We start from the raw sequence: 20502 nt of genomic DNA, 5'->3' as shown, positions 1-20502 counted from the left end.
AACATAAAATGCTCTTCATTGGCGCATGGAGGCAGCAGACAAAAACATTACGCTTAATTCTCACTGCTATTCTCACGATTATCTGGCTTTATTATCGCTGTGCGCCAAGGGAAAACGGCATTTCCAGGCTTTGTACGAAAACTGCTTCAATCAACCAGCGGCAGGTTAATGTTGGCAGCGGTGGTGTAATGAATATGCGTAGCAACAGCCAATCTGCAATAATGTGCCATCGGTTACTTAACCTTTCGCTGTTTAGATCAAGGAGAGAATGACATGCGTCTGCTACTCGCCCTGCTACTGCCGTGGCTTCAGTTCTTTACCATCGGTCGCCCTTTTGCCGGGCTTATCTGCCTGGTACTCCAGCTTACTATCATTGGCTGGGTGCCCGCGGCGATCTGGTCTGTCTATGCGCTGAGCCAATATCAAACCGATAAAAAGATTCGTAACGCTTCCGGCAGATAGTCCTCCTGCCCAGCACCTTAACTATCCCGCCCAGTAAGGCGGGATAGTGCTTTATAACGCCCATATACGTGCTCCCCTTCTGACAACGCCAATCCTCGATAGTCCCACCAAAACGAAAAAGTGAAACGCCCTGTTCCATAACACGGTAACGACAGCGCCTCATTTTTTTGCCAATATGAGAAATAGTCTCATATAAAACTTTTTCTCATAAAAGGAATACCCATGAAGCCCAAGGTTCTCGTCACAACACTGCTTGTCACAGCGGTTAGCTCTGTTGCTCATGCCCAGGAACGTATTGCCACCTTTGATTTAGGCAGCCTGGATACGCTGGATGCACTGGGTGTTAGTGACCAAATCGTGGGGATTCCCAAACAGATTCTGCCCGACTACCTGTCAACCTATAACGACGACGCGTATACCGACCTTGGCGGCTTACGCTCTCCTGACCTTGAAGCCGTTGCCGCAAGCGAGCCCAGCCTTATCCTTTACACTGGCCGTCAAGGCGAGTGGGAAGCGGAGTTCGAAGAGATCGCCCCGGTGCTCAATACCAGCCTACAGGGCGATGATTACTTGGTAGCCTTTGACGACAACGTGCGCCAGCTTGCCAGCCATGCCGGTGTTGAAGAGCGCGCTGAAGAAGCACTAAAAGAGCTGCACACCGATATTGAAAACCACCGCCAAGCGCTGGATGAAGCGTTGCGCGTACTGGTGGTTACCTCCAATGACGGCAACCTAGGGTTGAACACCCATCCGGTCGTCCATGACGTACTGGGTATCAACACATTAGAAATGCCAGATAGTGTTACCAGCATAACGCGCGGTAGCCGCACCTTTACGCCGCTGACGATGGATGCCATTGGTGAAATCCAACCCGACGTATTGCTGGTGGTTGACCGCAGCGCCGCCATTGGTAACGACGCCGCTGATACCGATGCGTTAACGCAAGCGCTAGCAGACGCGGGCACACCGGATACACGCCTGGTCGTACTGCCCCCGGCCCTTTGGTACTTATCAGGCGGCGGCCTGCAGAGCCTGAAACTGCAAGTTGATGAGGTCGTTGAAGCGCTATAAGCGTCTACCACGATGCATGACCAAGCCCCCGTGTCGCTAGACCGGGGGCTTTTCATTAGGTATCAATGCTTAACGTATACAATGGAGCGCACCAGTCACCCGGGCGGCGTATGTCCGTTGGTTTGGCGACCAACGTGCCCATTTATTGTGATGAGTCGCTTTTGGCGTATAACGAAGCACTGCCGCCGCAAGCTCCTCCAATAGTGCCTGTCCCAAACGGCTTACCGAACTGGTAAATGCCGATTGGGTCGATTAAGCAGCACGCTCGATAAGGTTTTACTTGGCCTCTAGCTGCGCATTCACAATCGGCGTAAGATAGGTAGGCTGCTATGCAGCAATGTTCTCAGGGCGGGGTGAAAGTCCCCACCGGCGGTGATGGTACCTTTCCTAACGAAAGCGGCCTAAGCCCGCGAGCGCTCTCACTGGTCTGCCCGTGAGAGGTCAGCAGATTCGGTGAGAAACCGAAGCCGACGGTGATAGTCCGGATGAAAGAGAACGGCATCCATTCAACGGCGTTATTCCACGGTGAAAGCCCCCTGGAGGCGTACGTTATGCCTATGGCGGATGCCGAATGCCCTGATTCTGGTACCACTTATCCAAGAGAATGACCATGAATCAGACCTTTCCTTTAACACTCTCCTCACATACCACGTCCCAGCGCATTGCGTTTATCCAGGGCCATTGGCACAACGATATCGTCGGCCAGGCCTACCAGGCATTTATTGAGGAAGTGGAGCGCAACGGTTTATCTGCTGACCAGGTGGATACGTTTACCGTTTCAGGCGCCTATGAAATTCCGCTGCAAGCCAAGGTACTGGCTGAAAGCGGCCGCTATGGCTCGATTGTCGGTGCTGGCTTTGTGGTAGATGGCGGCATCTATCGCCACGACTTCGTCGCTCACGCGGTCATCGACGGCATGATGCGCGTCCAGCTCGACACCCAAGTGCCAGTCATTTCGGTGGTGCTCACGCCGCACCATTTCCATGAGCACAGCACTCATCACGACTTTTATTTCCAGCACTTCCTGACCAAAGGTAAGGAAGCCGCCAGTGCGTGCCTGAACACCATGGAAAATCTGCACCGCGCACGCAAACTTAGCGACGCGTAAGCACTATCCTGGCCCGGCGAATGCCGGGCCAAGAGCCCCATCAGCGAACGTAATTCTCTGCTTGATTCTCCTGCTCTACTCACGCCTCATTCACATCCAGCAGATAGCTATAAAACGCCGTGTTGCGCTGCCAGCCAAGCGTTTCATACAGGTGCTGCGCGCGCTTGTTCTCCACCTGCGTCATCAGTACCAGCCTTGCGACGCCGTGGTCCTGGGCCAAATCGGCGGCGGCGCTCATTAGCGCCCGGCCTACGCCTTGGCGGCGATACTCAGGCAGCACGTAAAGATCGTTCAACGTCCATCGTGCATTCATGCCTACCGTCGATAAGCCGGGAAAAAGCTGCACAAAACCGCTGATTGTTCCCTGCGCCTCTTCACTCACCAGAATGAACGAGTCGCCCAACCCAAAGCGCTGATTTAAAAAGTAGCGGGCGCCCTTTAGGTCGCTTTGTTGCTGATAAAACTGGCGATAGTCATCCAGCAGCACGCTAAGCGCGTCCAAGTCATCAAGTACGGCAGCCCGAACATTATTCACAGTGGCGCTCCTTAAAAAGAGGTGGGAATAGGCAAGTCTCTCGTTATAGTGGCTCTTGGTGAAGGACCAGTTTATTAAATAGCGAGGGAACCAGTGAAGCAGCGAACGCCGTCGAGTGAATGGCTTATTGATGCCTTGGCGCTACAGATTGGCACCCAAGAGACCACCACGCTGGTACATCAGCTTTACAGCGCGTTGCGCCGTTGGATTCAACACGGCGAACTGGCCGCCGGGAGTCATTTGCCCTCTTCACGGCACCTAGCGCGCGGCTTGGGTATCAGCCGTAATACCGTATTAGCGGCAATGGACCGCCTGCTAGCCGAGGGGCTAGTGGTTTCTCGGCGGGGCGCGGGCATGTATGTGGCCAACTTGCCTACGCTTCCGACTCATCCCAAGCCACTTTTGGAAGCGGCGTTTAGCTACTCAACACGTGGGCAGGCGCTGATTGACCGCTGCGGCACGCTAAGCCAGCACTATCAAGCGTTTGCGCCGGGCGTGCCGGGGCTGGATCTGTTCCCCCACGCTCAGTGGCAACGCCTTTTAAGGCGCCACTATCGCCAGGCCGATACGGCATGGCTTTCCTATCAAACGCATGGCGGCTTGCCCGCGCTGAAAGAGGCATTGGGTGATTACCTGACGCTTTCCCGCGCAGTGCGCTGTCACCCTGAGCAGATTGTGATCACGCAAGGCGCGCAGCAGGCGTTCGAGCTGGTGGCCCAGCTGCTGACCGATAGCGGCGACACAGTGTGGATGGAAGAACCCGGCTACGGCGGCGCGCAAACCTGCTTTTTGGCAGCGGGACTGAACATTATCCCTGTCCCGGTGGATGAAGAGGGACTAAATCCGTTGCTTTGTCCAGCTAATACGCCTTCGCCGCGGTTGATCTACGTGACGCCCTCCCACCAATACCCGAGCGGCGTTACCATGCCGGTTCCACGACGCTTGGCATTACTCGAACACGCCGCCAGGCACGGCGCCTGGGTTGTTGAGGATGACTACGACAGCGAGTTTCGCTACGACACGCCGCCCACGCCGTCGCTTCAAGGTTTATCGGAACAGGCGTCGGTCATCTATATCGGCACGTTCAGCAAGGTGCTCTATCCAGGGCTTAGGCTGGGTTATATCGTGCTGCCCGAGGCGTTGGCCGATACGTTTCGGTTGGCTCACGCTCGCCTGCACCGCGAAGGCAACTATCCCATTCAGTCGGCGCTTGCTGAGTTCATTGCCAAAGGTGACTTTTCACGCCATATCGCCCGAATGCGCATGGGCTATCGCCAGCGCCAAGCCTGCCTGCGCCGTGCACTGGCCCCTGCTATTGACGCCGGTTTAAAGCTCTCCTCAGGCCATGCGGGGATGCATCTGGTCGCCGAGTTGGATACTTTAAATCAGGAAACGCGCCTGGTTGAGCTGGCCCAACAGGCACACATTACGCTCCCCCCACTCTCCCGGTACTATCTGGGGAAACCTCAGCGTGCGGGGCTTGTGCTGGGCTATGCGGGTGCGACGGAGGATGAGCTACTACGTGCGGGCCGCTGGCTCAGCCACGCATGGCTAAATCTAACATCGTTATAAATTCTGACATTTTTATAACTAAAACAGGGGAATCACTATGGCGAACGAATTTATCGCCCCCGATGGGCACGCCCGCTGCTACTGGTGCGGCGGTGCACCGGAGTTTCTGCCCTACCACGATAACGAGTGGGGCTTTCCGGTTGATAACGATCAGCGCCTGTTTGAAAAGCTCTGCCTGGAGAGCTTTCAGTCCGGCTTGAGCTGGCGGACGATTCTCAACAAGCGCGAGAACTTTCGCGCGGCCTTTCATCACTTCGATTTTCATCAGGTCGCGCGTTTTGATGAGTGTGATGTGGAGCGATTACTGCAAGACGCGGGCATTATTCGCCATCGCGGCAAAATTGAGGCGGCGATCAATAACGCGCAACGGGCACAGGAATTAGTCATACAGGAAGGTTCGCTGGCGGCATTCTTCTGGCGCTTCGAGCCAGCACATGATGCGTTAAAAGCGCCGCAAACCCAGACCGTCTCGCCTGAATCCATCGCGCTCTCCAAAGCGCTGAAGAAACGCGGCTGGAAATTTATAGGCCCCACTACGGCCTTTGCGTTGATGCAGGCGATGGGGCTGCTCAATGACCATTCGCTGACCTGCGTAACACGTGAACGCGTAGAGCAGGCACGCTTGCAGTTTCAGCGGCCCGTCTAGGGCTTCTACATACGTTAGGACGCCAACAGTCGCCTGGCGGACGGCGTCAGAAACGGCCATGCTTAGAGCAGCTCAACGGCCTGCGTATTCTCGGTATGCCTTCTTGTAGTAGTGTATCGACTGACACGCTTATCTATACACCAAACAGCAGCAGAACATAACGTTCTCAACGGGGTTTAATGTGGCTCAACCGCTCTCTTCGCAAGCAGACTCTCACGCATCGCGATGCAAAGCATGGAGCGTACATGCTCTCACCGCTAGCGGCGTACTACTGGGCGTCATGGCGCTATTCGCTTTGATCGACGACAATCCGGTGGCTTGCCTGCTCTGGCTGGGGGCGGCGATGATGGTAGATGGCTTCGACGGCACGTTGGCGCGCAAGTATGAAGTGAAAACCATCCTGCCGCACTTCGATGGCTCAACACTGGATATGGTCATTGATTACCTTACCTGGGCGTTTATTCCCGCCCTGTTTATCTACTACTTTATCGATTTGCCGACCGGTTTTTCACTGCTGGCGGTGTTTATTATCCTGCTTTCGTCGATGTTCTGTTTCTGCAACACCAATATGAAAAGCCAGGATAACTATTTTGTTGGCTTTCCGGCCGCCTGGAATATCGCTGCGGCCTATTTCTACATTCTCGACTTCCCGCCTTGGCTTACCTTTGCCGCCATCATCGTCCTGGCCATTCTCACCGTGACCCGCATGAAGTTCCTGCACCCCTTCCGGGTGCGCAAATTTATGCCGCTTAATATCGCCGTTACGTTGTTGTGGTGCCTCTGTGCAACGCTTCTTATTCTCCCAAGCACTGAGCATGCCGTTTGGGCACTATGGGGATGGGGCGTCGCCTCGGTCTACTTTTTTGGCATGTGCTTATGGCGGACAGCCCAGGAGTGGTTCGTCTGAACCCGACATTGGTTAACAAGGAGGTAGCACGATGTCGCTAACCCCGACTCAGGAGAAGAAATTCAGAGCCCTGGCGGCAGACATCGAAGGAATTGATGTCGAGGTCTACGAGCGTTTTGGGCGCGACCCATTGGCGCCGATCATCGGCCTTGGCAAGCCGAACCTGCGCATCGGCTTTTTTGGCCGCGACCCAGGTCGCGACGAGGTGCGTCACGGCGAGCCGTTTATCGGTGCCGGTGGTCAGTTGGTCAGAAAAGCGCTTTATGAGCAGCTCTACGGCGAGACGATGCCGGATTTTGAGGCATCAAAAGCCGTGGGCGAGCACTTTTTCTGGATCAATACCGTGCCCTACAAGCCCCTAGGCAACAAGGCGTGGTCGATGAAGGTTAAGCGTCACTTTCACGGTTTAATGAACGAAGTGCTGATATCGCGCTGGGAAGGACGAACGCTGATTACGCTGGGCCGAGAAGCGTTCCTGTGGTTCGGTATCGGCCGCTCAAAAGAGGAGCGTGCGCGCCTGGAAGCCTTCTGGAAGCAAGAGGACCGCTTTGAGAGTAGCATCGAGGTGACACTAGAAGATGACAAGGGCGCAGCGCAAACCTTTACGCTCTACCCGCTGCCGCACCCCTCGCCGCTCAATCAGACCTGGTATGCGCGTTTTCCGGGCCTCTTGAAACAGCGCCTGGAACAGCTGGACGTGCGCCAAGACAACCTCACCCTGTGACAGCGGCCTATTTAAAACAACATCTAAAGGGCACCGCTATGAAACCCAAGATCAGCCTGATTACCCTCGGTGTGCATGACCTAAAGCGCGCCATCCAGTTCTATCGGGACGGCCTGGGACTGCCAGAACACGAGACAGACAGCGACGAGGTGGCCTTTTTCAAGATGGAAGGCGCCTGGCTATCGCTCTTTCCCAGAACGTCATTGGCTAAGGATATCGGCATTGCCGACGACTCAAAAGGTGGTTTCAGCGGTATCACGCTGGCCCACAACGTCGCCAGCCAAGAGGCCGTTGACCAAGTGCTTCAACAAGCGGTTGCCGCAGGCGCCGAGCTAATCAAACCAGCAGAAGAAGTGTTCTGGGGCGGTTACTCCGGTTATTTTCGCGACCCGGAAGGCCACTACTGGGAAGTCGCCTACAACCCCTTTATGGATCTGACGTGAGTTACTAGCCCAGAGGTTCATCCCCCGCGCCTGCGGGGAGTGGATAAAAGATAAATTCAACATTATCCGTCTTATCTTGAGTTTGGTTCATCCCCATGCCAGTGAGGAACATATCTCCATGAGCCATTAGGACGTTCAGGACTTGAGTTCATCCCCGCGCCTGCGGGGAACGGCTCTCAACAAAATCATAGACTTTTAAAAAAACAGGTTCATCCCCGCGCCTGCGGGGAACGGCTTGGCCTCGGCAGCCAGTAAGCGGTCGTATTCGGTTCATCCCCGCGCCTGCGGGGAACGGACATGGCCGCGTATTATCGGCATAAAGAGGCGCGGTTCATCCCCGCGCCTGCGGGGAACGGATGCGCTCACGATGGTAGGCCAAGCGGTACAGCGGTTCATCCCCGCGCCTGCGGGGAACGGCCCCCAATCAATGTTTGTGACCGATTGCAGGTCGGTTCATCCCCGCGCCTGCGGGGAACGGTTTGGATTTTCCGTTCAGTATAGGCTCTAGGTACGGTTCATCCCCGCGCCTGCGGGGAACGGTACAAAGGTGTCAGGAATCCCCGGCGTAAGACCGGTTCATCCCCGCGCCTGCGGGGAACGGAGAAGATCACAGCTCCCGAGTTAGCTGAATCTCGGTTCATCCCCGCGCCTGCGGGGAACGGCTAAAACCATTAGGGTTTGGCCCCATAGTCATCGGTTCATCCCCGCGCCTGCGGGGAACGGGACGCTATATTGGCAATGGCGCTATCGGTCGCCGGTTCATCCCCGCGCCTGCGGGGAACGGGCCAATTCAGGGACACTAGCGAGTATATGCGCTCGGTTCATCCCCGCGCCTGCGGGGAACGGGTTTGCAAGCCGCGCGTAGCAACGCCAGCGCCCGGTTCATCCCCGCGCCTGCGGGGAACGGCAGTCCTTAACCGTGCCATCACCACCCACCACCGGTTCATCCCCGCGCCTGCGGGGAACGGGGCCTAGAAAAAATTCAAGATAATGCCGGTAATCGGTTCATCCCCGCGCCTGCGGGGAACGGACATCAACTGCTGCATTCATTGCAAAATCTCTGCGGTTCATCCCCGCGCCTGCGGGGAACGGGGCTCAATAATCAGCGTGCGCGTGCCGTCGGGCGGTTCATCCCCGCGCCTGCGGGGAACGGACCGGCACCGTATACCGACAGTTCAACCGCCGCGGTTCATCCCCGCGCCTGCGGGGAACGGGCGTAGAAAACGCCGGTAGCGCTGAGGCGCTTAGGTTCATCCCCGCGCCTGCGGGGAACGGCGCATAACTGAGGCTGCCAGTAACAGCCAGTTCGGTTCATCCCCGCGCCTGCGGGGAACGGTCTAATTGTAGTCAATTGTTTTCAAAAAGAAAAATCGCCAGCAGAAAATCTACCGGCGATTTTGATCATTTTTTGAACAGCTCTATATTATTAAAGAGCATTAAAAACAGTCACTTATCCTTAGGCGGCAAAAAACGCACCAAGCGTAGTCCGTCATGGTCAATGGGGACGCGGCGGTTATCGCCGAAGGTTTGAAACTCGAAACCGGATTCGTGGTTGCTGGCCCAAGCCATGGCGACGTTGCCGCCCTCCTCGGCCAATACCTCGATCTGCTCCCAGATCATTTCGCGGATACGCTTACTGACATCCCCCACATAGACACCGGCGCGAATCTCCAGCAGCCAGACGGCGAGCCGCCCACGCAAGCGGGGTGGCACGGCTTCGGTGACGACGACGAGCATGGCCATGTTAATGACTCCTGTGGCCGCTATCGCCTATTGATGCCGGCTCGGGGATGGCCGGCGGCACGGCATCAGCCGGGGTTGGTGGCGGTTCGATCTCGCCCGCTGCCAACACCTCTTCGATCATGGGAATGATGCGCTGGAGCAGCCGGGTCTGCTTGAAGGCGTCGCGGCAGGCAATGCGTACCTCGCGCTCCGGCATCGGCGGGTTCTTGGCCGCGATACGAAACGCCGCCGGAACCACGGTTTCGAATTTGACGATATCCGCGATGTCGTAGACGAAGCTCAATGGCTTGCCGGTATGCAGAAAGCCAATAGCCGGGGCGTAGCCCGCGGCCAGAATCGCTGCTTCGGTAATGCCGTAGAGGCAGGCGGTGGCGGCCGAGAGGCACTGGTTGGCCACATCGGCAGAGTCCCACTGCTTCGGATCGTAGCGCCGCCCCTGCCATTTCAGGCCGTGCTGTTTGGCCAGCACTTGGTAGGTCTTGCGTACCCGTGCGCCTTCTATGCCGCGCAGCTGTTCGACACTGCGCCGAGAAGGTGGCTCCTCGCCAAAGCGCAGCTCGAACATCTTGCGAACGACCTTGAGCCGCAGGCTTTCGTCAAGTGCTAGCTGGGCCTGATAGAGCAGCTTATCCGAGCGCGCGCCACCTGGCTGCCCGGCGCTGTAAAGCCGCACGCCCGCATCGCCCACCCAAATCAGCAGCGTGCCCACCGTGGCGGCCAGTTTGACCGCCGCATGCGAGACCCGCGTGCCGGGTTCCAAAAGCAGGCAGGCCACCGAGCCCACCGGGATGTGCATACGCTCGCCGTTGACCTCGTCGATGACGACGAACGCGCCGTCGCGCACGTCGATCTGGCCCATGCCGACGAAGATCATCGACATGCGGTCCTTGAGGGGGATAGGCTTGAGGGGAATGAAGCTCATGAGTCACTCCGGTACGCGACGTAGCAGCAGCATTCCGCAGCCAAATGCCCTAGCGCGGCCGATGCCTTGCTGCAGAGCGTGACCGAGACGCTCGGGATCGACCACCTCCAACAGGCCTTCGTAATCCACGCTAGAGTAGCGGATAGGTTGCCCGCCCTCTTTCTTGCTCAGCGCGTGCTGGCGATAAGCACCTACTTCTGGCTTGACCGGCAGCGTGAAACCGAAGCTTTCAGCACGGCTTTTGAGCCACTGGCGCGCCGCAGCGTCCATCGCCTCGACGCAGACCTGGCTCGTGCGCTCCCCTTTGGGGAAGGGGTAGCGCGCATCCATCAACACATCGGCGCGGCGAGAGCGACGGCCCTCGCCCACCGGTTTTGCGATGGTAGGGTTAGCACGCAGACGAAAGGCCAGTCGTTCACCTGCAACGAGCTGAGGCGAGAACGCCTTGCACTGCACCTCAAACCCATCCATGGTTTCCGGAGCTTGGGTCGAATAGACATAAAAGCGCGGCAGCCCGGCACTCTTGCCATTGGCGTCTTCTTCCATTTCCTGACGAAAGATGAACGGCCGCTCGCCTGGGGGCACATCGGGAAACAGCCGCCAGAGCAATTGGTGGGCGGTATAGGCGCCGCCTTCCAGCACGTCGAAAAGCTCGGCGCGGTTAAGACAGTTGAGATCCAGCCTGACACTTGAAAGATACATTAGCGCTCTCCTTTCAGCGTTTCGATGCGCCGGTTTTCCAGGCGAGGGCCGAACTGCCAGCGACGGCGGTGTAGCGGCTCGTCCCATACCTCGCTAGATTCGTTGGCTGTATCGCTGCCATCGAGTGCATCGGCATCGCCTTCCCAGGCGTAAAGCACTTGCTCGGGCAGGCACAATAGTTGCTGATCCTTCTTCTCGTTACCGACCATCGCAAGCCAGGTGCGCTCAGGATCCAATGCGCTTTCAAAGCGGTGATCCAGCGCCTGGCGCCAGTGGCTGGCCTCGACCACTGTGGGTAACAAAGGCGCGGCTAAGGGGCACGCCTTGCGGCCGAGATAGAGCGGAAAACGGGGTTTTTCTAGCGCCGCCTTGAGCTCATCGAGCGACCAGAGGGCGTTAGCGGTGAGACGCACCGCCACGCTCCACAGTCCATCGCAGCGGTAGTCTCTTGAGGAGAGAATGGTATTGAGCGCTTCTTTAGGCACCGCCAACTCCTCGCGGCGGGTGCGGTGGGTTACCTTTGATTGCGAAGAAGGCATCTGCACGGTGTGATAATCGCGCATTAAAAGCCCCGGCGAGCGCTGCTTGACCGCTACCTGAAGGCCTTCGCGCAGGCGGCGCTGACCGTCATCGTCGTCGCGTTTGATACCCAGCGCCGCCCCGATCAGCCCCAGAATGGCGCTACGGCTTGGGTAGGTGGCCGTCGGCCGCGTCTCGCCAACGGCGGCCTCGCCCCAGCTCGCCATGGGCGCATAGAGGCGAAAAACCAGATGGTGTGGCATATCGCCTCCGCTTAGTCGTCGCCCTTGAGGAAGGTCAGCAGCTCTTGGAGGCTGCCTTTGACGACATTGCCTTCCAACTTGGTGCTGTTATATTCCGGCGTCGCCGAGAGGATAAAGCGACGATCTGCCCCCGCACCGTAAGCGTCATCGAACGCCTGGGCTTGGGTTTCTAGTTTGTTGATGGCGCTGACAGCCTGCGCTTCGCCATTGATCGGTTGCAGGAAAGACGCTGACAGTGAGCGCGGTTGCTGATCGCCCTTTTCGGCCAAGACGTAGCTGGCGTGGGCGCGAGAGCCGTAGCTGTTCTGCTTACCCTTGGGCGAGATCTTGACGGCGGATTCCACCAGTGCGCCGATAGCGCGGTCGGCCAGCTCTGTATTGCCTTGGAGGTTCTCGACCAGCAGATCCCGGTCGATACAGAGGTAGAGGTAGAACAGCCCGGCGGCGAACCCGGCCTCGCCGATATGCGCTGCCCCGCGGTCGCTGTCGCCGCTATTGAGGTCATCGACGGCGGTGAAGTAGTCGTCCTCGACTTCGGCGGCGTGGACGGTGATGGCGTGGGCCACCTGGCAGGCGGCTTCGACACTAAATTGGGAAATCTTGTTTTTATCGCCGGTTAGCATGCGTCCAAACAGAGCGATATCAACAGCCGTCGGGCGTCTTGCAAGAACCTCAATAATTTCTTTTTCATTTGGTAAGCGATTCTCGCTTCCCAGCACATCTACCAATTTTTCTAAAGCTGCTAATTCCTCGGGACCAATATGGACTAGCTGCTCGGTCTCATATCCATGACTTTCTTTGCCGCTCGCCTTCCCAAAAACAGCAACGATCTGCTTTACACTATTTTCAGCGGTTTTGTCGTCAGCATTTGCTTTTTTCATACGTTCATACAGCTGCTTGCCCAGGCGCTTGGTACGCGTGCCCTTGTGGCCGTCGACCGCCGATTCGAACAGCTCGGAGGTGCGCCAGTTGCGCTTGAGGCTTTGCGAAGAGATGCGCAGCCGCCGCGCGCCGCCCATGAAAGCCGTTTTGGGACGGCCCAGGTCGTCGCGGTTAAGGTTGGAGGGCGGGTAGGAGGTCAACAGGTGAAGCTGGATAAAGTGGCTCATGGCAAGTTTCCCGAATAAAAGTGTGCTGAATAGTGAAAAGTGACTGTTGTCAGGTAGCGGCCGCCGTTCAGTCGCCCTCGGCCGGTTTCCGAGCGCGCGCCTGAAAGTAGGCGTCGCTCATGACAAAGGCGAAACGCTGAGTGGCCTCGGCGCGGTACTGGCCGCGCTGCTCGCGATCCCAGAGCGCGACCATATCGGCCAGGCGAACCACGCTGACGGCCTCATTGCCTGCCAGTTTGAGCGCGCGGCGAAAGCGGCGAATCAGCTCTTCTGAGGTATGGCAATCAAGCAGCTGCTGAAAGCGCAGATCACTCATTCGCGGGGTATCACCGGTACTGGGGCGCTTCTCGCCCAGGCGTTTGCCCAGCGGGGCATCGAATGTCTCGGCGCGCAGCTCGCTCGCGACGGCGGCGATGACCGCCCAGGTTTCGATGCGCTGAGCACGTGACGTTTTGGGCGGAGTCTCCTGCCAGGCCTTCGATTCGAGCGCCTGCCAAAGATGGCGGAACGCCTCGGTCAGCATGGCAGATTCGATGGTATCGCAGCGGCGCAGTACGGCGCGTACGGCGCGCGGATAGCTCGGTGCCTCGGTGATCTTTTTCAACGCAGGAGGGTCGAGCGTCAGCCGCTGCCACCAGCGACGCAGCACATAGGCCTCATTAGAGGTAAGCGCGTAGCAGTAACCTTCTACCGCATCGCCTTTTATGGCCTTCTCTTCTGGCGCTTGCGACGGCGTTTTTTCTACCTCACTCATGCGGTACTCTCCTCATTACGTTCAATCTTGGGCGCCTTCAGATCGAAACCACCGACGTCGGCAAATGCCTGTATCGTCTTGCCGACTTTCTTGCCACTGCCGTTCAGGTACGCCAGAAGGTAGCGCCGCGCGCTGGTGATGCGTTCGAGCTGCTGCATCTTCATGCCTTCCAGCGGGCCGCTGATGGCTTGGGCATCGAACAGCGCCACTGCTTCACGCTTGAGCGCTAGGTACCACTGGCGATGAGTCTCAGGCGTGAGCGTCGGCGTCGCCGTTTCATCGCGCAGCGCCTCGCCCATCTCGCGCAGGGCGGTGAAAAAGGCAAGCTCGGTTGCCTCGAAAAACTGAGCATCGATCTGGCTCATATCGCCCTTGGCATCTTCCGGGCGCTTGAACCAGGCGCGCTTGAGCTGATTGCGCAGCGTCCAACTGATATCCGAGGCCAGATCGACGAAGCGCTTGGCCCAACCGCGCAGCGTTTCCTGATGCGCTTCGGGCACGCCCACCAGCGGCATTTCCACGCTGTACCAACCGCGCGGCTTCATGTTGTCCATGTCATAGCCGAACACCCAGAGCCGGGCATGTTTGAACAATGCCTCGAATGCTTCGCCGTCTTCTCGCGCAGCCTCCACTTGGCGATACTTTTGCAGGTGGTGAGTGACCACGCGCGCGGGCAGCGCGCCGCTCACGGCTTCATCTTCCAGCACCAATCCCGGCCAGTGACGGTAGCCAAGCCCCCCGGGCTGGCCCTTGCTGGAAAGCGGTAGCTCATCGAGCTTTTTAGGATTAAGGCGGCGATAAGGTGTGAGCGGGTGGCGCCAGGGGCCATCATAGTTGGCGCCCTGCTTTTTGGCGCGCAGGTGGCGCACCGGGTGCGTCGCCTCGCGGCCGCAAAGGTCGCACTCGCCCGGCGTGTCGTCGAATAGCAGCCTATAGCGCCTGGGCATCGACCAAAAAGCGTGCAAGGGGTGCACCTGCTCGGGCAAAACCTCGGTGCCTTTCTTGTCGCTGACGCGGGTATCCTTCATCCAGAAGAACAGATCGCTATCGCAGGCTTCAGGCGCGCGCCATGTCTGCCCCGGCTGGCCCACCGCATCCGCGGGCATGACGTTGGGCCAAAGCCGCGCCCACAGCGGTTTGCTTTCGTCTTCCGGCAGAATCAGCGTGGTTAGCGGCCCGCCGCCACGCAGGCCTACGCGAATGCCCGCGCCACCGGCGGGCGCGTTGATCTGCATGGTATAAAGCGCCAGCGCCGCGCACTCCGGGCAAGCAGTCTCCACCCGGCCGCGTTTGACGAAGAAGTCGGTGTTGTTCTTGATGCCGTTGGCGCCGGGGGAATCGATCAAAAGGCCCGCGACCGGCGCGTCCTTGACGTCGTCCAGCGGGTCCAGGTCCTGCATGAAGCGCGGGCCCTCGCCATCAAGCTCGAAGGCGGAAGCAAAGGGAACCAGCAGATCGTCAAGCTCAGCTACGCTGGGCGGCTTCTGATAACGATCCAGCCAGGCATCAGTATTTCTGGGCGTCATCGCCGTCTGCAGCAGCGCGATCAGGAATTGCCAAGCCGCACCCTGGAAGTCGGCGCGGGGGAGTGCCAGATCGAGCACGTTCGGGTCGGCGAGAGCCGAGGGTGGCCGGTATTCAATTCGGCCGCCTTGATGACGAAAGGGCAGCCATTTCGATATCAGCAGGTTCATTTATTATCCTTCTTTTGAAAAAAAATCGTCCTGAACAGCTGCACGCATGCGCCGCCAGCAAATTTCAACGCAATTCCTGCCCAATCCCAATCATCGATTTTCCAGAACATATCCCGAATCCAATCACGCATGTTTTCTTCCTCGAGCCAATTATTTCCATCAGCTTAGCCGAGAAAAAAAATAAGTTACTAGCGCAAAATGATTGTAGTGATTTTTTTTCTAGATTAGTGGCATAGTTACATTGTTCCTCTAATTCAGAGGATGAACCGTTACTGGCGCAAACAGCCAATCGTTCCCCGCGTCAGCGGGGATTTTATTTTTCAAAACTAACCCCCCACTGCTCATCGTAACCACACTGGTCGTCCTCCTCAGGCAGCCAAGGCTGAACGAAGCGCAGGGCACGGTGGCGCTCCTGCAGCGCTTCCCACTGCTGGGTATAGTGCCCCGGAAGTTGAGCCAGTTTCTTGACCTGGCTCTCCCTCAGGCGACATCGGCTCAGTCGGTCGGCGTGGCGGTGATCTTCTACCCAGAGCACCAGTTCATCTCCCCGGCGCTTGAGCAGCACGACCTCGACACTTTGCTCGTCGCTGAGCCGGGTGCCCATCTCGCGCTCCTCCTGCCACGGGTCGAAGTCGCCGTTGAGGTGGTAGCCGTCTTCCAGATTCAATGCGTTGTGGGTGGCCATCGAGATCGCCTGCTTATCCATACCGGTGCGCTCGAAGTGCGCCAGATCAAACGCTTCGGGGAGGTCATCCGTCGAGGCAGCGTAAACGCCTTCGATCAAGGTACGCGCCTCACCCGGCATGGTGATGGCGCCCTGCTCGCGCAGCACACGCTGGGTCAGCCAGATCAGCGAGGTGTCCTTGTAAACGGCTTGGGTGCCGCGATGCGCCTGGCTCAGCCAATCAGCGCCGGGGGTATCGCTCCACGCGGGGGCGAGTACCTGCAGCACGGGCGCGGGGCGTTCGCCGCGCTGGTGGCGCTGCAGCCGCCCGGCGCGCTGTATCAAGAGGTCGATGGGCGCGATGTCGCTGACCATCTGGTCGGCATCACAGTCCAGGCTTTCCTGGAAGACTTGGGTGGTGACAATCACTTGTCCACTTCTCAAAGGCGGCGTGGAATCCTTGCCGAAGCGACGAATGACCTCGGACTCGATCCGCTGGCGGTCCACCATGGCAAAGCGGGCGTGGAAGAGCAGGCACCGCTCCGGATCGGGGTGGCGCTCGCGTAACGTTTGATAGGCGCGGATCGCATCATCGACGGTGTTGCGCACCCAGACGATGCACTCGTCCGCTTCCACAGCGGCCAGCACGCGCTCGATGGCTTCGTCTTCGCTTTCAAGCCATGCGATGGCCACGCTGCGTGCGACTTCCGGACGCGTCTTGACGGGCACCTCGTGGGTAGCGCCCTTTCCACAGTGGGTCAGCATCGGGTAGTCGTGTGCTTCAAGCGGACGGGGATCAACGCCCAAGCCGTGGCGCCACGCGACTGTCAGCGCCTCGCGCATGGCGTGCGGCAGCGTGGCCGTCAGCAGAATGGCGCTGCCTCCTTGGCGGGCGTGGTGGGCCAGCAACTGGTGCAGCAGGGTCTGCATGTAGTGATCGAAGGCGTGGACTTCGTCGATGATCAGCACCTTGCGCGCCAACCCCAGCAGACGAAGCGACTGGTGGCGAAACGGCAAACCACCCATTAGCGCCTGGTCAATGGTGCCCACACCCACATCGGCCAGCAACGCCTTCTTGTTCGAGTCTGCCAGCCAGCGGTTGCACTGGGTCGAGGCGCTGGCGTCTATCGCGTCATAGTCGTCGTGGTCGGGCTGTACGATGGTTTGCTCAAACGCTTCATTAAGCGCCCGCGCGCCGTGGGCTAGTACCAGCGAGGGCCTTGAGGCAGCGCTGTAGAAGCGGTGATGAAGATCCCCTAGGCGGGTGTACATGGCGTTGGAGGTTGCCATGGTAGGCAGCGCGAAATAGAGCCCTTCGCCGTGGCCATCGGCCAGCAGTCGCTGGGTCAGAATACAGGCGGCTTCAGTCTTGCCCGCGCCGGTCACGTCTTCGAGGATGAACAGCTGCGGCCCAGCTTGAAGCGGCAAGTCTTCCGCCTTCTGCTGCAGCGGGGTCGGCGTCACCTTGCCTGAAAACCACTGTGCCAGCCCGGCGTAGGGCACGGGCTCCGGCGGGCATGCAAAGCCGGTGGCGTTCAGCACCGCTTCGGCCTGCTCGAGCGCTCGCGGCCAGTAATCGCCCAGCGGCATCGCCTTCTGGCAGTAGGGAAAGTAGTCGCGGTGCGAGCCCAGCCAGTCGCTGAGCGTCGCCCACCCGGCTACCGTCCAGCTAAGTGTCTTGAAACGCGCCAGCCACTCTTCATCCAGCAGTTTTTCAACCGGCCAATCGGGCTCGACCAATGCGGCCCAGTCGGCGACGAAATCACCCGCAGCGGCGGCATCATCCAGCTCGCCATCATCGACGAAAAAGTCCGCAAATGTGAGTTGGCCGGTTGCTACGGGGCGGCCATGGTGGCCGAAAAACGGTGCCATCAAACTATCCATCGGCGCCAACAGCTTTCTGGCCGGCGCCTCCCCTTCTGGCCAGTGTAATAGACCCTCCTTGCGCCAAGCTTTCCAACAAGCGTCCCAGAGCAGCACTCCTAAACGGTCGTGACGCTGCTTATAGGGTTTGCCTTGCGGCGGGGCCATACCATCGAGCGCGAGCTTCAGCACTTCCTGAAAGGCGCGGGAGAACTTGCCGAGGTCATGAAGCCCTAATAAAAACACCATTAGCCGCCGCAATGGCTCGGGCTCAATACCCAGCTGCGCCGCCAGCTGCTTCGTCAGCGGGCGCTCCGGCGCAAGCAGGTGCCAACCAACGGCCGCTACATCCAGGCTATGCCAAGCCAACAGATGGCAAGCATCTTCTGTCTGCCCCGGCAGGGCCTTGCCGGCATAACGGTGATAGGCCTGCAGGCGTGAAGATCGAGTCGGCATGGTCAAAACATTCTCCCTTGATCTGGATGGCAGCCACGCCAGCTCAGTAAAATTAGCGAAATAACCAAAACCGACGGTAGCGTGTCTGGAAGTTGAAAGGAAGGTCCAAAACGACCAATGGATGAACGCGTTGCGTCATCATGAAAAAACCCGCTCTTGGTCGAGAGCGGGTTTTCCATTTGGCCGGCGGCTTCAGCGTCGCCACATAAATACGCCTTCCTCTTTGAGCCAAGCTATTCGTTACGTGTGGGTCAGCTTTTCCAATGCCGCCGAGGCAATGAACGCAGAGCGGCTTTTAATACCGTGCGTAGTAACGTATTTGTCGATCTGGCGGATGACGTGACCTGGCAACGTCACATTCACCTTTTCGGTTTTAACCAGGTAGGGCGTGATATTAATCTCGATGATTCCCCAGCCGTTCTCTTTCTTCTACCATGACTTTGGCTAGTGAATAGGCCTCATACGCTATCTGCCCATGGTCGAAATCGATTGCAAGTTCATTGTCGTTCGCCATTATCTAGTTCCCAAGCAAAAAAGCCCAACGGCACGATCCGTTGAGCTTTAGACTGGTGAATTAGTAACTTACCCATTCAAACAACAGCGATTCTTTCAATATGATTTTGCTCTTTATGCTCGGCTTGCCATAGGTCGTAGTTGGTCTGCATGGTCATCCAGTGCTTAGCGTTACCAATACCGCCATGCTCAAGCCTAACCGCAAAATCAGGGGAAATGCTGGCATGCTCATGCAAAACGCGGGATACCGCTGTGCGGGACATACCTAGCTTCTTGGAAAAATCAGTGACATTCAGCCCCAGCGCGGGCACGATCCGGCGGCGTAACAAGCTGCCTGGGTGCGGCGGATTCATCATCGTCATCACGTTATCCTCATCATAATCATCATCGTCATGCACAATATTTTTAATCTGTATATTTAGAGGCTGTGCAATCGTGGCTACCGCTCAAGTGGCGAAACCATCCGGTGGCCCTTGATAACCGTATCGTGTCGGTTATCAAGGAGCGCCGCCGTCAGTGGTAGTCTAAATAGTCAACAAGGTGTGCATCTTCCCCATCAAACGTAAATATCACTACCCAATTACCGTTTACATGCACTGAAAAAAAGCCCTTCTTATCACCTTTCAAGCCATGGAAATCAAAACCTGGTAAATCCATATCGTTTGGCTTGGTTGCGGCATCCAGTGCTGCCAGTATGTCTCTTAAATCGTCTACATGGTTAGGCTGTACTCCTTGGGGCTCCCCCCGCTCATAAAGCCGTTTCAGGCCTTTGTGTTTGATTTTCTTTATCATCGCATCGCTTTGCCTCCCTTGCCGTCGAATCTACACACATTGTAGCGCGTAACGCTACGCGTTACAATGTGTGTAGGCATTATGGGTACACCCCTTATACCCCTCCTTTTTATATATACGGTTCATCCCCACGCCTGTGGGGAACGGATCAAGCACTTCGGACAAATTCCGGGCGCCATCGGTTCATCCCCACGCCTGTGGGGAACGGAGGGTGCATGCATGAACGCAATCAGCAAAAAGCGGTTCATCCCCACGCCTGTGGGGAACGGGTAGGCCTGCTTTCCACGGCATCGCTCCTGTTGCGGTTCATCCCCACGCCTGTGGGGAACGGGGCTTGCATGAGTGATCGGCCAGCCGCCTTCTCGGTTCATCCCCACGCCTGTGGGGAACGGGATTTGTGGGGTGATGCAAAACAGACGCTGGGCGGTTCATCCCCACGCCTGTGGGGAACGGCACATCTGAAAGCCCAGGCTCAACATGCAGGCCGGTTCATCCCCACGCCTGTGGGGAACGGGATCTGTTGGGTCGCCGCTTCCTGCAAGGGTTCGGTTCATCCCCACGCCTGTGGGGAACGGTACGATGACCGTATCACCGTGGCACACCACCTCGGTTCATCCCCACGCCTGTGGGGAACGGCAATTGCTTTGGGTTATATGTGGCTGGCTAGGCGGTTCATCCCCACGCCTGTGGGGAACGGTGATTTAGATCGTGAAAGTAGCTGCGGCGCGTCGGTTCATCCCCACGCCTGTGGGGAACGGTCTGACCAATGCGGCGCTTCGGAATGAGCAGGCGGTTCATCCCCACGCCTGTGGGGAACGGCACACTACACGTGGTAGTAAAATCAATTTCGACGGTTCATCCCCACGCCTGTGGGGAACGGCTGAACTGCGTCTATTCCGCCAACGATCCAGACGGTTCATCCCCACGCCTGTGGGGAACGGATTGACACACATTCCTGCGGATGACCGTGATACGGTTCATCCCCACGCCTGTGGGGAACGGGACCAGCAAAATGCCACCAGCGGCACGCCGGGCGGTTC

21 protein-coding genes, 2 CRISPR repeat arrays and 1 riboswitch (1 of these 24 running past the window's edge) are annotated in these 20502 nt (G+C 58.0%); of the genes, 9 read left to right on the top strand and 12 right to left on the bottom strand.

What is annotated here, in order from left to right:
- The first annotated feature begins 273 nt into the window (after window positions 1-273).
- From INT20_RS07255 to INT20_RS07245, 3 genes are all read left to right on the top strand, one after another.
- Window positions 274-462: a YqaE/Pmp3 family membrane protein gene (locus INT20_RS07255; protein WP_172117904.1), complete on the top strand. Its 189-nt coding sequence runs from the start codon at window positions 274-276 to the stop codon at window positions 460-462.
- Window positions 463-684: 222 nt separating this feature from the next.
- Window positions 685-1533 (top strand): ABC transporter substrate-binding protein, encoded by an 849-nt coding sequence (locus INT20_RS07250; protein WP_193056684.1) that lies wholly within the window; start codon window positions 685-687, stop codon window positions 1531-1533.
- Between the two features lie 335 nt (window positions 1534-1868).
- Window positions 1869-2034: riboswitch (FMN riboswitch) on the top strand.
- A gap of 109 nt (window positions 2035-2143) precedes the next feature.
- The gene (locus INT20_RS07245; RefSeq protein WP_193056683.1) at window positions 2144-2641 is read left to right on the top strand and encodes a 6,7-dimethyl-8-ribityllumazine synthase; all 498 of its coding nucleotides are present in this window, start codon (window positions 2144-2146) and stop codon (window positions 2639-2641) included.
- A gap of 79 nt (window positions 2642-2720) precedes the next feature.
- Here INT20_RS07245 and INT20_RS07240 read toward each other — a convergent pair whose 3' ends face one another.
- A complete protein-coding gene (locus tag INT20_RS07240) occupies window positions 2721-3176 on the bottom strand; it encodes a GNAT family N-acetyltransferase (RefSeq protein ID WP_193056682.1) in 456 nt (151 codons plus the stop codon).
- A 93-nt stretch (window positions 3177-3269) separates the two neighbouring features.
- Between INT20_RS07240 and pdxR the strand changes: the two genes are divergently transcribed.
- The 5 genes from pdxR to INT20_RS07215 all read left to right on the top strand — a co-directional run bounded on the left by pdxR (window position 3270) and on the right by INT20_RS07215 (window position 7468).
- On the top strand, window positions 3270-4748 hold the full coding sequence (gene pdxR / locus INT20_RS07235) for a MocR-like pyridoxine biosynthesis transcription factor PdxR (RefSeq protein ID WP_193056681.1): 1479 nt from the start codon (window positions 3270-3272) through the stop codon (window positions 4746-4748).
- 37 nt (window positions 4749-4785) lie between these two features.
- Window positions 4786-5394 carry a DNA-3-methyladenine glycosylase I gene (locus INT20_RS07230; RefSeq protein WP_193056680.1) on the top strand — a complete coding sequence of 203 codons (609 nt, stop codon included), beginning with the start codon at window positions 4786-4788 and terminating at the stop codon, window positions 5392-5394.
- Window positions 5395-5575: 181 nt separating this feature from the next.
- The gene (gene pcsA, locus INT20_RS07225) at window positions 5576-6301 is read left to right on the top strand and encodes a phosphatidylcholine synthase (protein WP_287076878.1); all 726 of its coding nucleotides are present in this window, start codon (window positions 5576-5578) and stop codon (window positions 6299-6301) included.
- A 31-nt stretch (window positions 6302-6332) separates the two neighbouring features.
- Window positions 6333-7025 (top strand): uracil-DNA glycosylase family protein, encoded by a 693-nt coding sequence (locus INT20_RS07220; RefSeq protein ID WP_193056679.1) that lies wholly within the window; start codon window positions 6333-6335, stop codon window positions 7023-7025.
- Window positions 7026-7063: 38 nt separating this feature from the next.
- On the top strand, window positions 7064-7468 hold the full coding sequence (locus tag INT20_RS07215) for a VOC family protein (RefSeq protein ID WP_193056678.1): 405 nt from the start codon (window positions 7064-7066) through the stop codon (window positions 7466-7468).
- Window positions 7469-7612: 144 nt separating this feature from the next.
- Window positions 7613-8804: a CRISPR direct-repeat array (repeat unit 29 nt; unit sequence CGGTTCATCCCCGCGCCTGCGGGGAACGG).
- Window positions 8805-8914: 110 nt separating this feature from the next.
- Here the strand turns inward: INT20_RS07215 and cas2e are convergent.
- The 7 genes from cas2e to casA form a co-directional block, all read right to left on the bottom strand.
- Window positions 8915-9211, bottom strand: a complete 297-nt coding sequence (cas2e, locus tag INT20_RS07210; protein ID WP_193056677.1) for a type I-E CRISPR-associated endoribonuclease Cas2e — start codon at window positions 9209-9211, stop codon at window positions 8915-8917.
- Window position 9212: 1 nt separating this feature from the next.
- Window positions 9213-10133: a type I-E CRISPR-associated endonuclease Cas1e gene (gene cas1e, locus INT20_RS07205; RefSeq protein WP_193056676.1), complete on the bottom strand. Its 921-nt coding sequence runs from the start codon at window positions 10131-10133 to the stop codon at window positions 9213-9215.
- Between the two features lie 3 nt (window positions 10134-10136).
- The gene (gene cas6e, locus INT20_RS07200) at window positions 10137-10835 is read right to left on the bottom strand and encodes a type I-E CRISPR-associated protein Cas6/Cse3/CasE (RefSeq protein WP_193056675.1); all 699 of its coding nucleotides are present in this window, start codon (window positions 10833-10835) and stop codon (window positions 10137-10139) included.
- Window positions 10835-11617 carry a type I-E CRISPR-associated protein Cas5/CasD gene (gene cas5e / locus INT20_RS07195; protein WP_193056674.1) on the bottom strand — a complete coding sequence of 261 codons (783 nt, stop codon included), beginning with the start codon at window positions 11615-11617 and terminating at the stop codon, window positions 10835-10837. Before cas5e ends, cas6e begins: the two co-directional genes overlap by 1 nt.
- Before the next feature lie 11 nt (window positions 11618-11628).
- Window positions 11629-12726: a type I-E CRISPR-associated protein Cas7/Cse4/CasC gene (gene cas7e / locus INT20_RS07190; protein ID WP_193056673.1), complete on the bottom strand. Its 1098-nt coding sequence runs from the start codon at window positions 12724-12726 to the stop codon at window positions 11629-11631.
- A gap of 67 nt (window positions 12727-12793) precedes the next feature.
- Window positions 12794-13480: a type I-E CRISPR-associated protein Cse2/CasB gene (gene casB / locus INT20_RS07185; protein ID WP_193056672.1), complete on the bottom strand. Its 687-nt coding sequence runs from the start codon at window positions 13478-13480 to the stop codon at window positions 12794-12796.
- Window positions 13477-15174: a type I-E CRISPR-associated protein Cse1/CasA gene (casA, locus tag INT20_RS07180; RefSeq protein ID WP_193056671.1), complete on the bottom strand. Its 1698-nt coding sequence runs from the start codon at window positions 15172-15174 to the stop codon at window positions 13477-13479. The genes casB and casA overlap by 4 nt, the downstream gene beginning before the upstream one ends.
- On the opposite strand from casA, the gene INT20_RS07175 reads away from it, so the two are divergent.
- The gene (locus tag INT20_RS07175; protein WP_193056726.1) at window positions 15108-15410 is read left to right on the top strand and encodes a hypothetical protein; all 303 of its coding nucleotides are present in this window, start codon (window positions 15108-15110) and stop codon (window positions 15408-15410) included. The two genes, casA and INT20_RS07175, sit on opposite strands and share 67 nt — an antisense overlap.
- A 77-nt stretch (window positions 15411-15487) precedes the next feature.
- Here INT20_RS07175 and cas3 read toward each other — a convergent pair whose 3' ends face one another.
- The 4 genes from cas3 to INT20_RS07155 all read right to left on the bottom strand — a co-directional run bounded on the left by cas3 (window position 15488) and on the right by INT20_RS07155 (window position 19462).
- Window positions 15488-18157 carry a CRISPR-associated helicase Cas3' gene (gene cas3, locus INT20_RS07170; RefSeq protein ID WP_193056670.1) on the bottom strand — a complete coding sequence of 890 codons (2670 nt, stop codon included), beginning with the start codon at window positions 18155-18157 and terminating at the stop codon, window positions 15488-15490.
- Window positions 18158-18397: 240 nt separating this feature from the next.
- Window positions 18398-18565 carry a type II toxin-antitoxin system HicB family antitoxin gene (locus INT20_RS18370; protein WP_193056722.1) on the bottom strand — a complete coding sequence of 56 codons (168 nt, stop codon included), beginning with the start codon at window positions 18563-18565 and terminating at the stop codon, window positions 18398-18400.
- Window positions 18566-18747: 182 nt separating this feature from the next.
- Window positions 18748-19032 (bottom strand): HigA family addiction module antitoxin, encoded by a 285-nt coding sequence (locus tag INT20_RS07160; protein WP_222114781.1) that lies wholly within the window; start codon window positions 19030-19032, stop codon window positions 18748-18750.
- Window positions 19033-19183: 151 nt separating this feature from the next.
- Window positions 19184-19462, bottom strand: a complete 279-nt coding sequence (locus tag INT20_RS07155) for a type II toxin-antitoxin system RelE/ParE family toxin (RefSeq protein WP_192528222.1) — start codon at window positions 19460-19462, stop codon at window positions 19184-19186.
- Window positions 19463-19580: 118 nt separating this feature from the next.
- A CRISPR array of direct repeats spans window positions 19581-20502; the repeat unit is 29 nt; unit sequence CGGTTCATCCCCACGCCTGTGGGGAACGG (it continues 329 nt past the right edge of the window).

This window comes from Halomonas citrativorans, assembly GCF_014898005.1.
In the GTDB taxonomy this organism is placed as follows: domain Bacteria; phylum Pseudomonadota; class Gammaproteobacteria; order Pseudomonadales; family Halomonadaceae; genus Vreelandella; species Vreelandella citrativorans.
The sequence above is the reverse complement of the archived record's forward strand: the minus strand, read 5'-3'. Positions and strand labels throughout refer to the sequence as shown.

Coding starts and splice junctions, on each gene's coding strand:
- INT20_RS07255 (WP_172117904.1), top strand. CDS start 274: ATGCGTCTGCTACTCGCCCTGCTACTGCCGTGGCTTCAGTTCTTTACC.
- INT20_RS07250 (WP_193056684.1), top strand. CDS start 685: ATGAAGCCCAAGGTTCTCGTCACAACACTGCTTGTCACAGCGGTTAGC.
- INT20_RS07245 (WP_193056683.1), top strand. CDS start 2,144: ATGAATCAGACCTTTCCTTTAACACTCTCCTCACATACCACGTCCCAG.
- INT20_RS07230 (WP_193056680.1), top strand. CDS start 4,786: ATGGCGAACGAATTTATCGCCCCCGATGGGCACGCCCGCTGCTACTGG.
- INT20_RS07220 (WP_193056679.1), top strand. CDS start 6,333: ATGTCGCTAACCCCGACTCAGGAGAAGAAATTCAGAGCCCTGGCGGCA.
- INT20_RS07215 (WP_193056678.1), top strand. CDS start 7,064: ATGAAACCCAAGATCAGCCTGATTACCCTCGGTGTGCATGACCTAAAG.
- cas2e (WP_193056677.1), bottom strand. CDS start 9,211: ATGGCCATGCTCGTCGTCGTCACCGAAGCCGTGCCACCCCGCTTGCGT.
- cas1e (WP_193056676.1), bottom strand. CDS start 10,133: ATGAGCTTCATTCCCCTCAAGCCTATCCCCCTCAAGGACCGCATGTCG.
- cas6e (WP_193056675.1), bottom strand. CDS start 10,835: ATGTATCTTTCAAGTGTCAGGCTGGATCTCAACTGTCTTAACCGCGCC.
- cas5e (WP_193056674.1), bottom strand. CDS start 11,617: ATGCCACACCATCTGGTTTTTCGCCTCTATGCGCCCATGGCGAGCTGG.
- cas7e (WP_193056673.1), bottom strand. CDS start 12,726: ATGAGCCACTTTATCCAGCTTCACCTGTTGACCTCCTACCCGCCCTCC.
- casB (WP_193056672.1), bottom strand. CDS start 13,480: ATGAGTGAGGTAGAAAAAACGCCGTCGCAAGCGCCAGAAGAGAAGGCC.
- casA (WP_193056671.1), bottom strand. CDS start 15,174: ATGAACCTGCTGATATCGAAATGGCTGCCCTTTCGTCATCAAGGCGGC.
- cas3 (WP_193056670.1), bottom strand. CDS start 18,157: ATGCCGACTCGATCTTCACGCCTGCAGGCCTATCACCGTTATGCCGGC.
- INT20_RS07160 (WP_222114781.1), bottom strand. CDS start 19,032: ATGACGATGATGAATCCGCCGCACCCAGGCAGCTTGTTACGCCGCCGG.
- INT20_RS07155 (WP_192528222.1), bottom strand. CDS start 19,462: ATGATAAAGAAAATCAAACACAAAGGCCTGAAACGGCTTTATGAGCGG.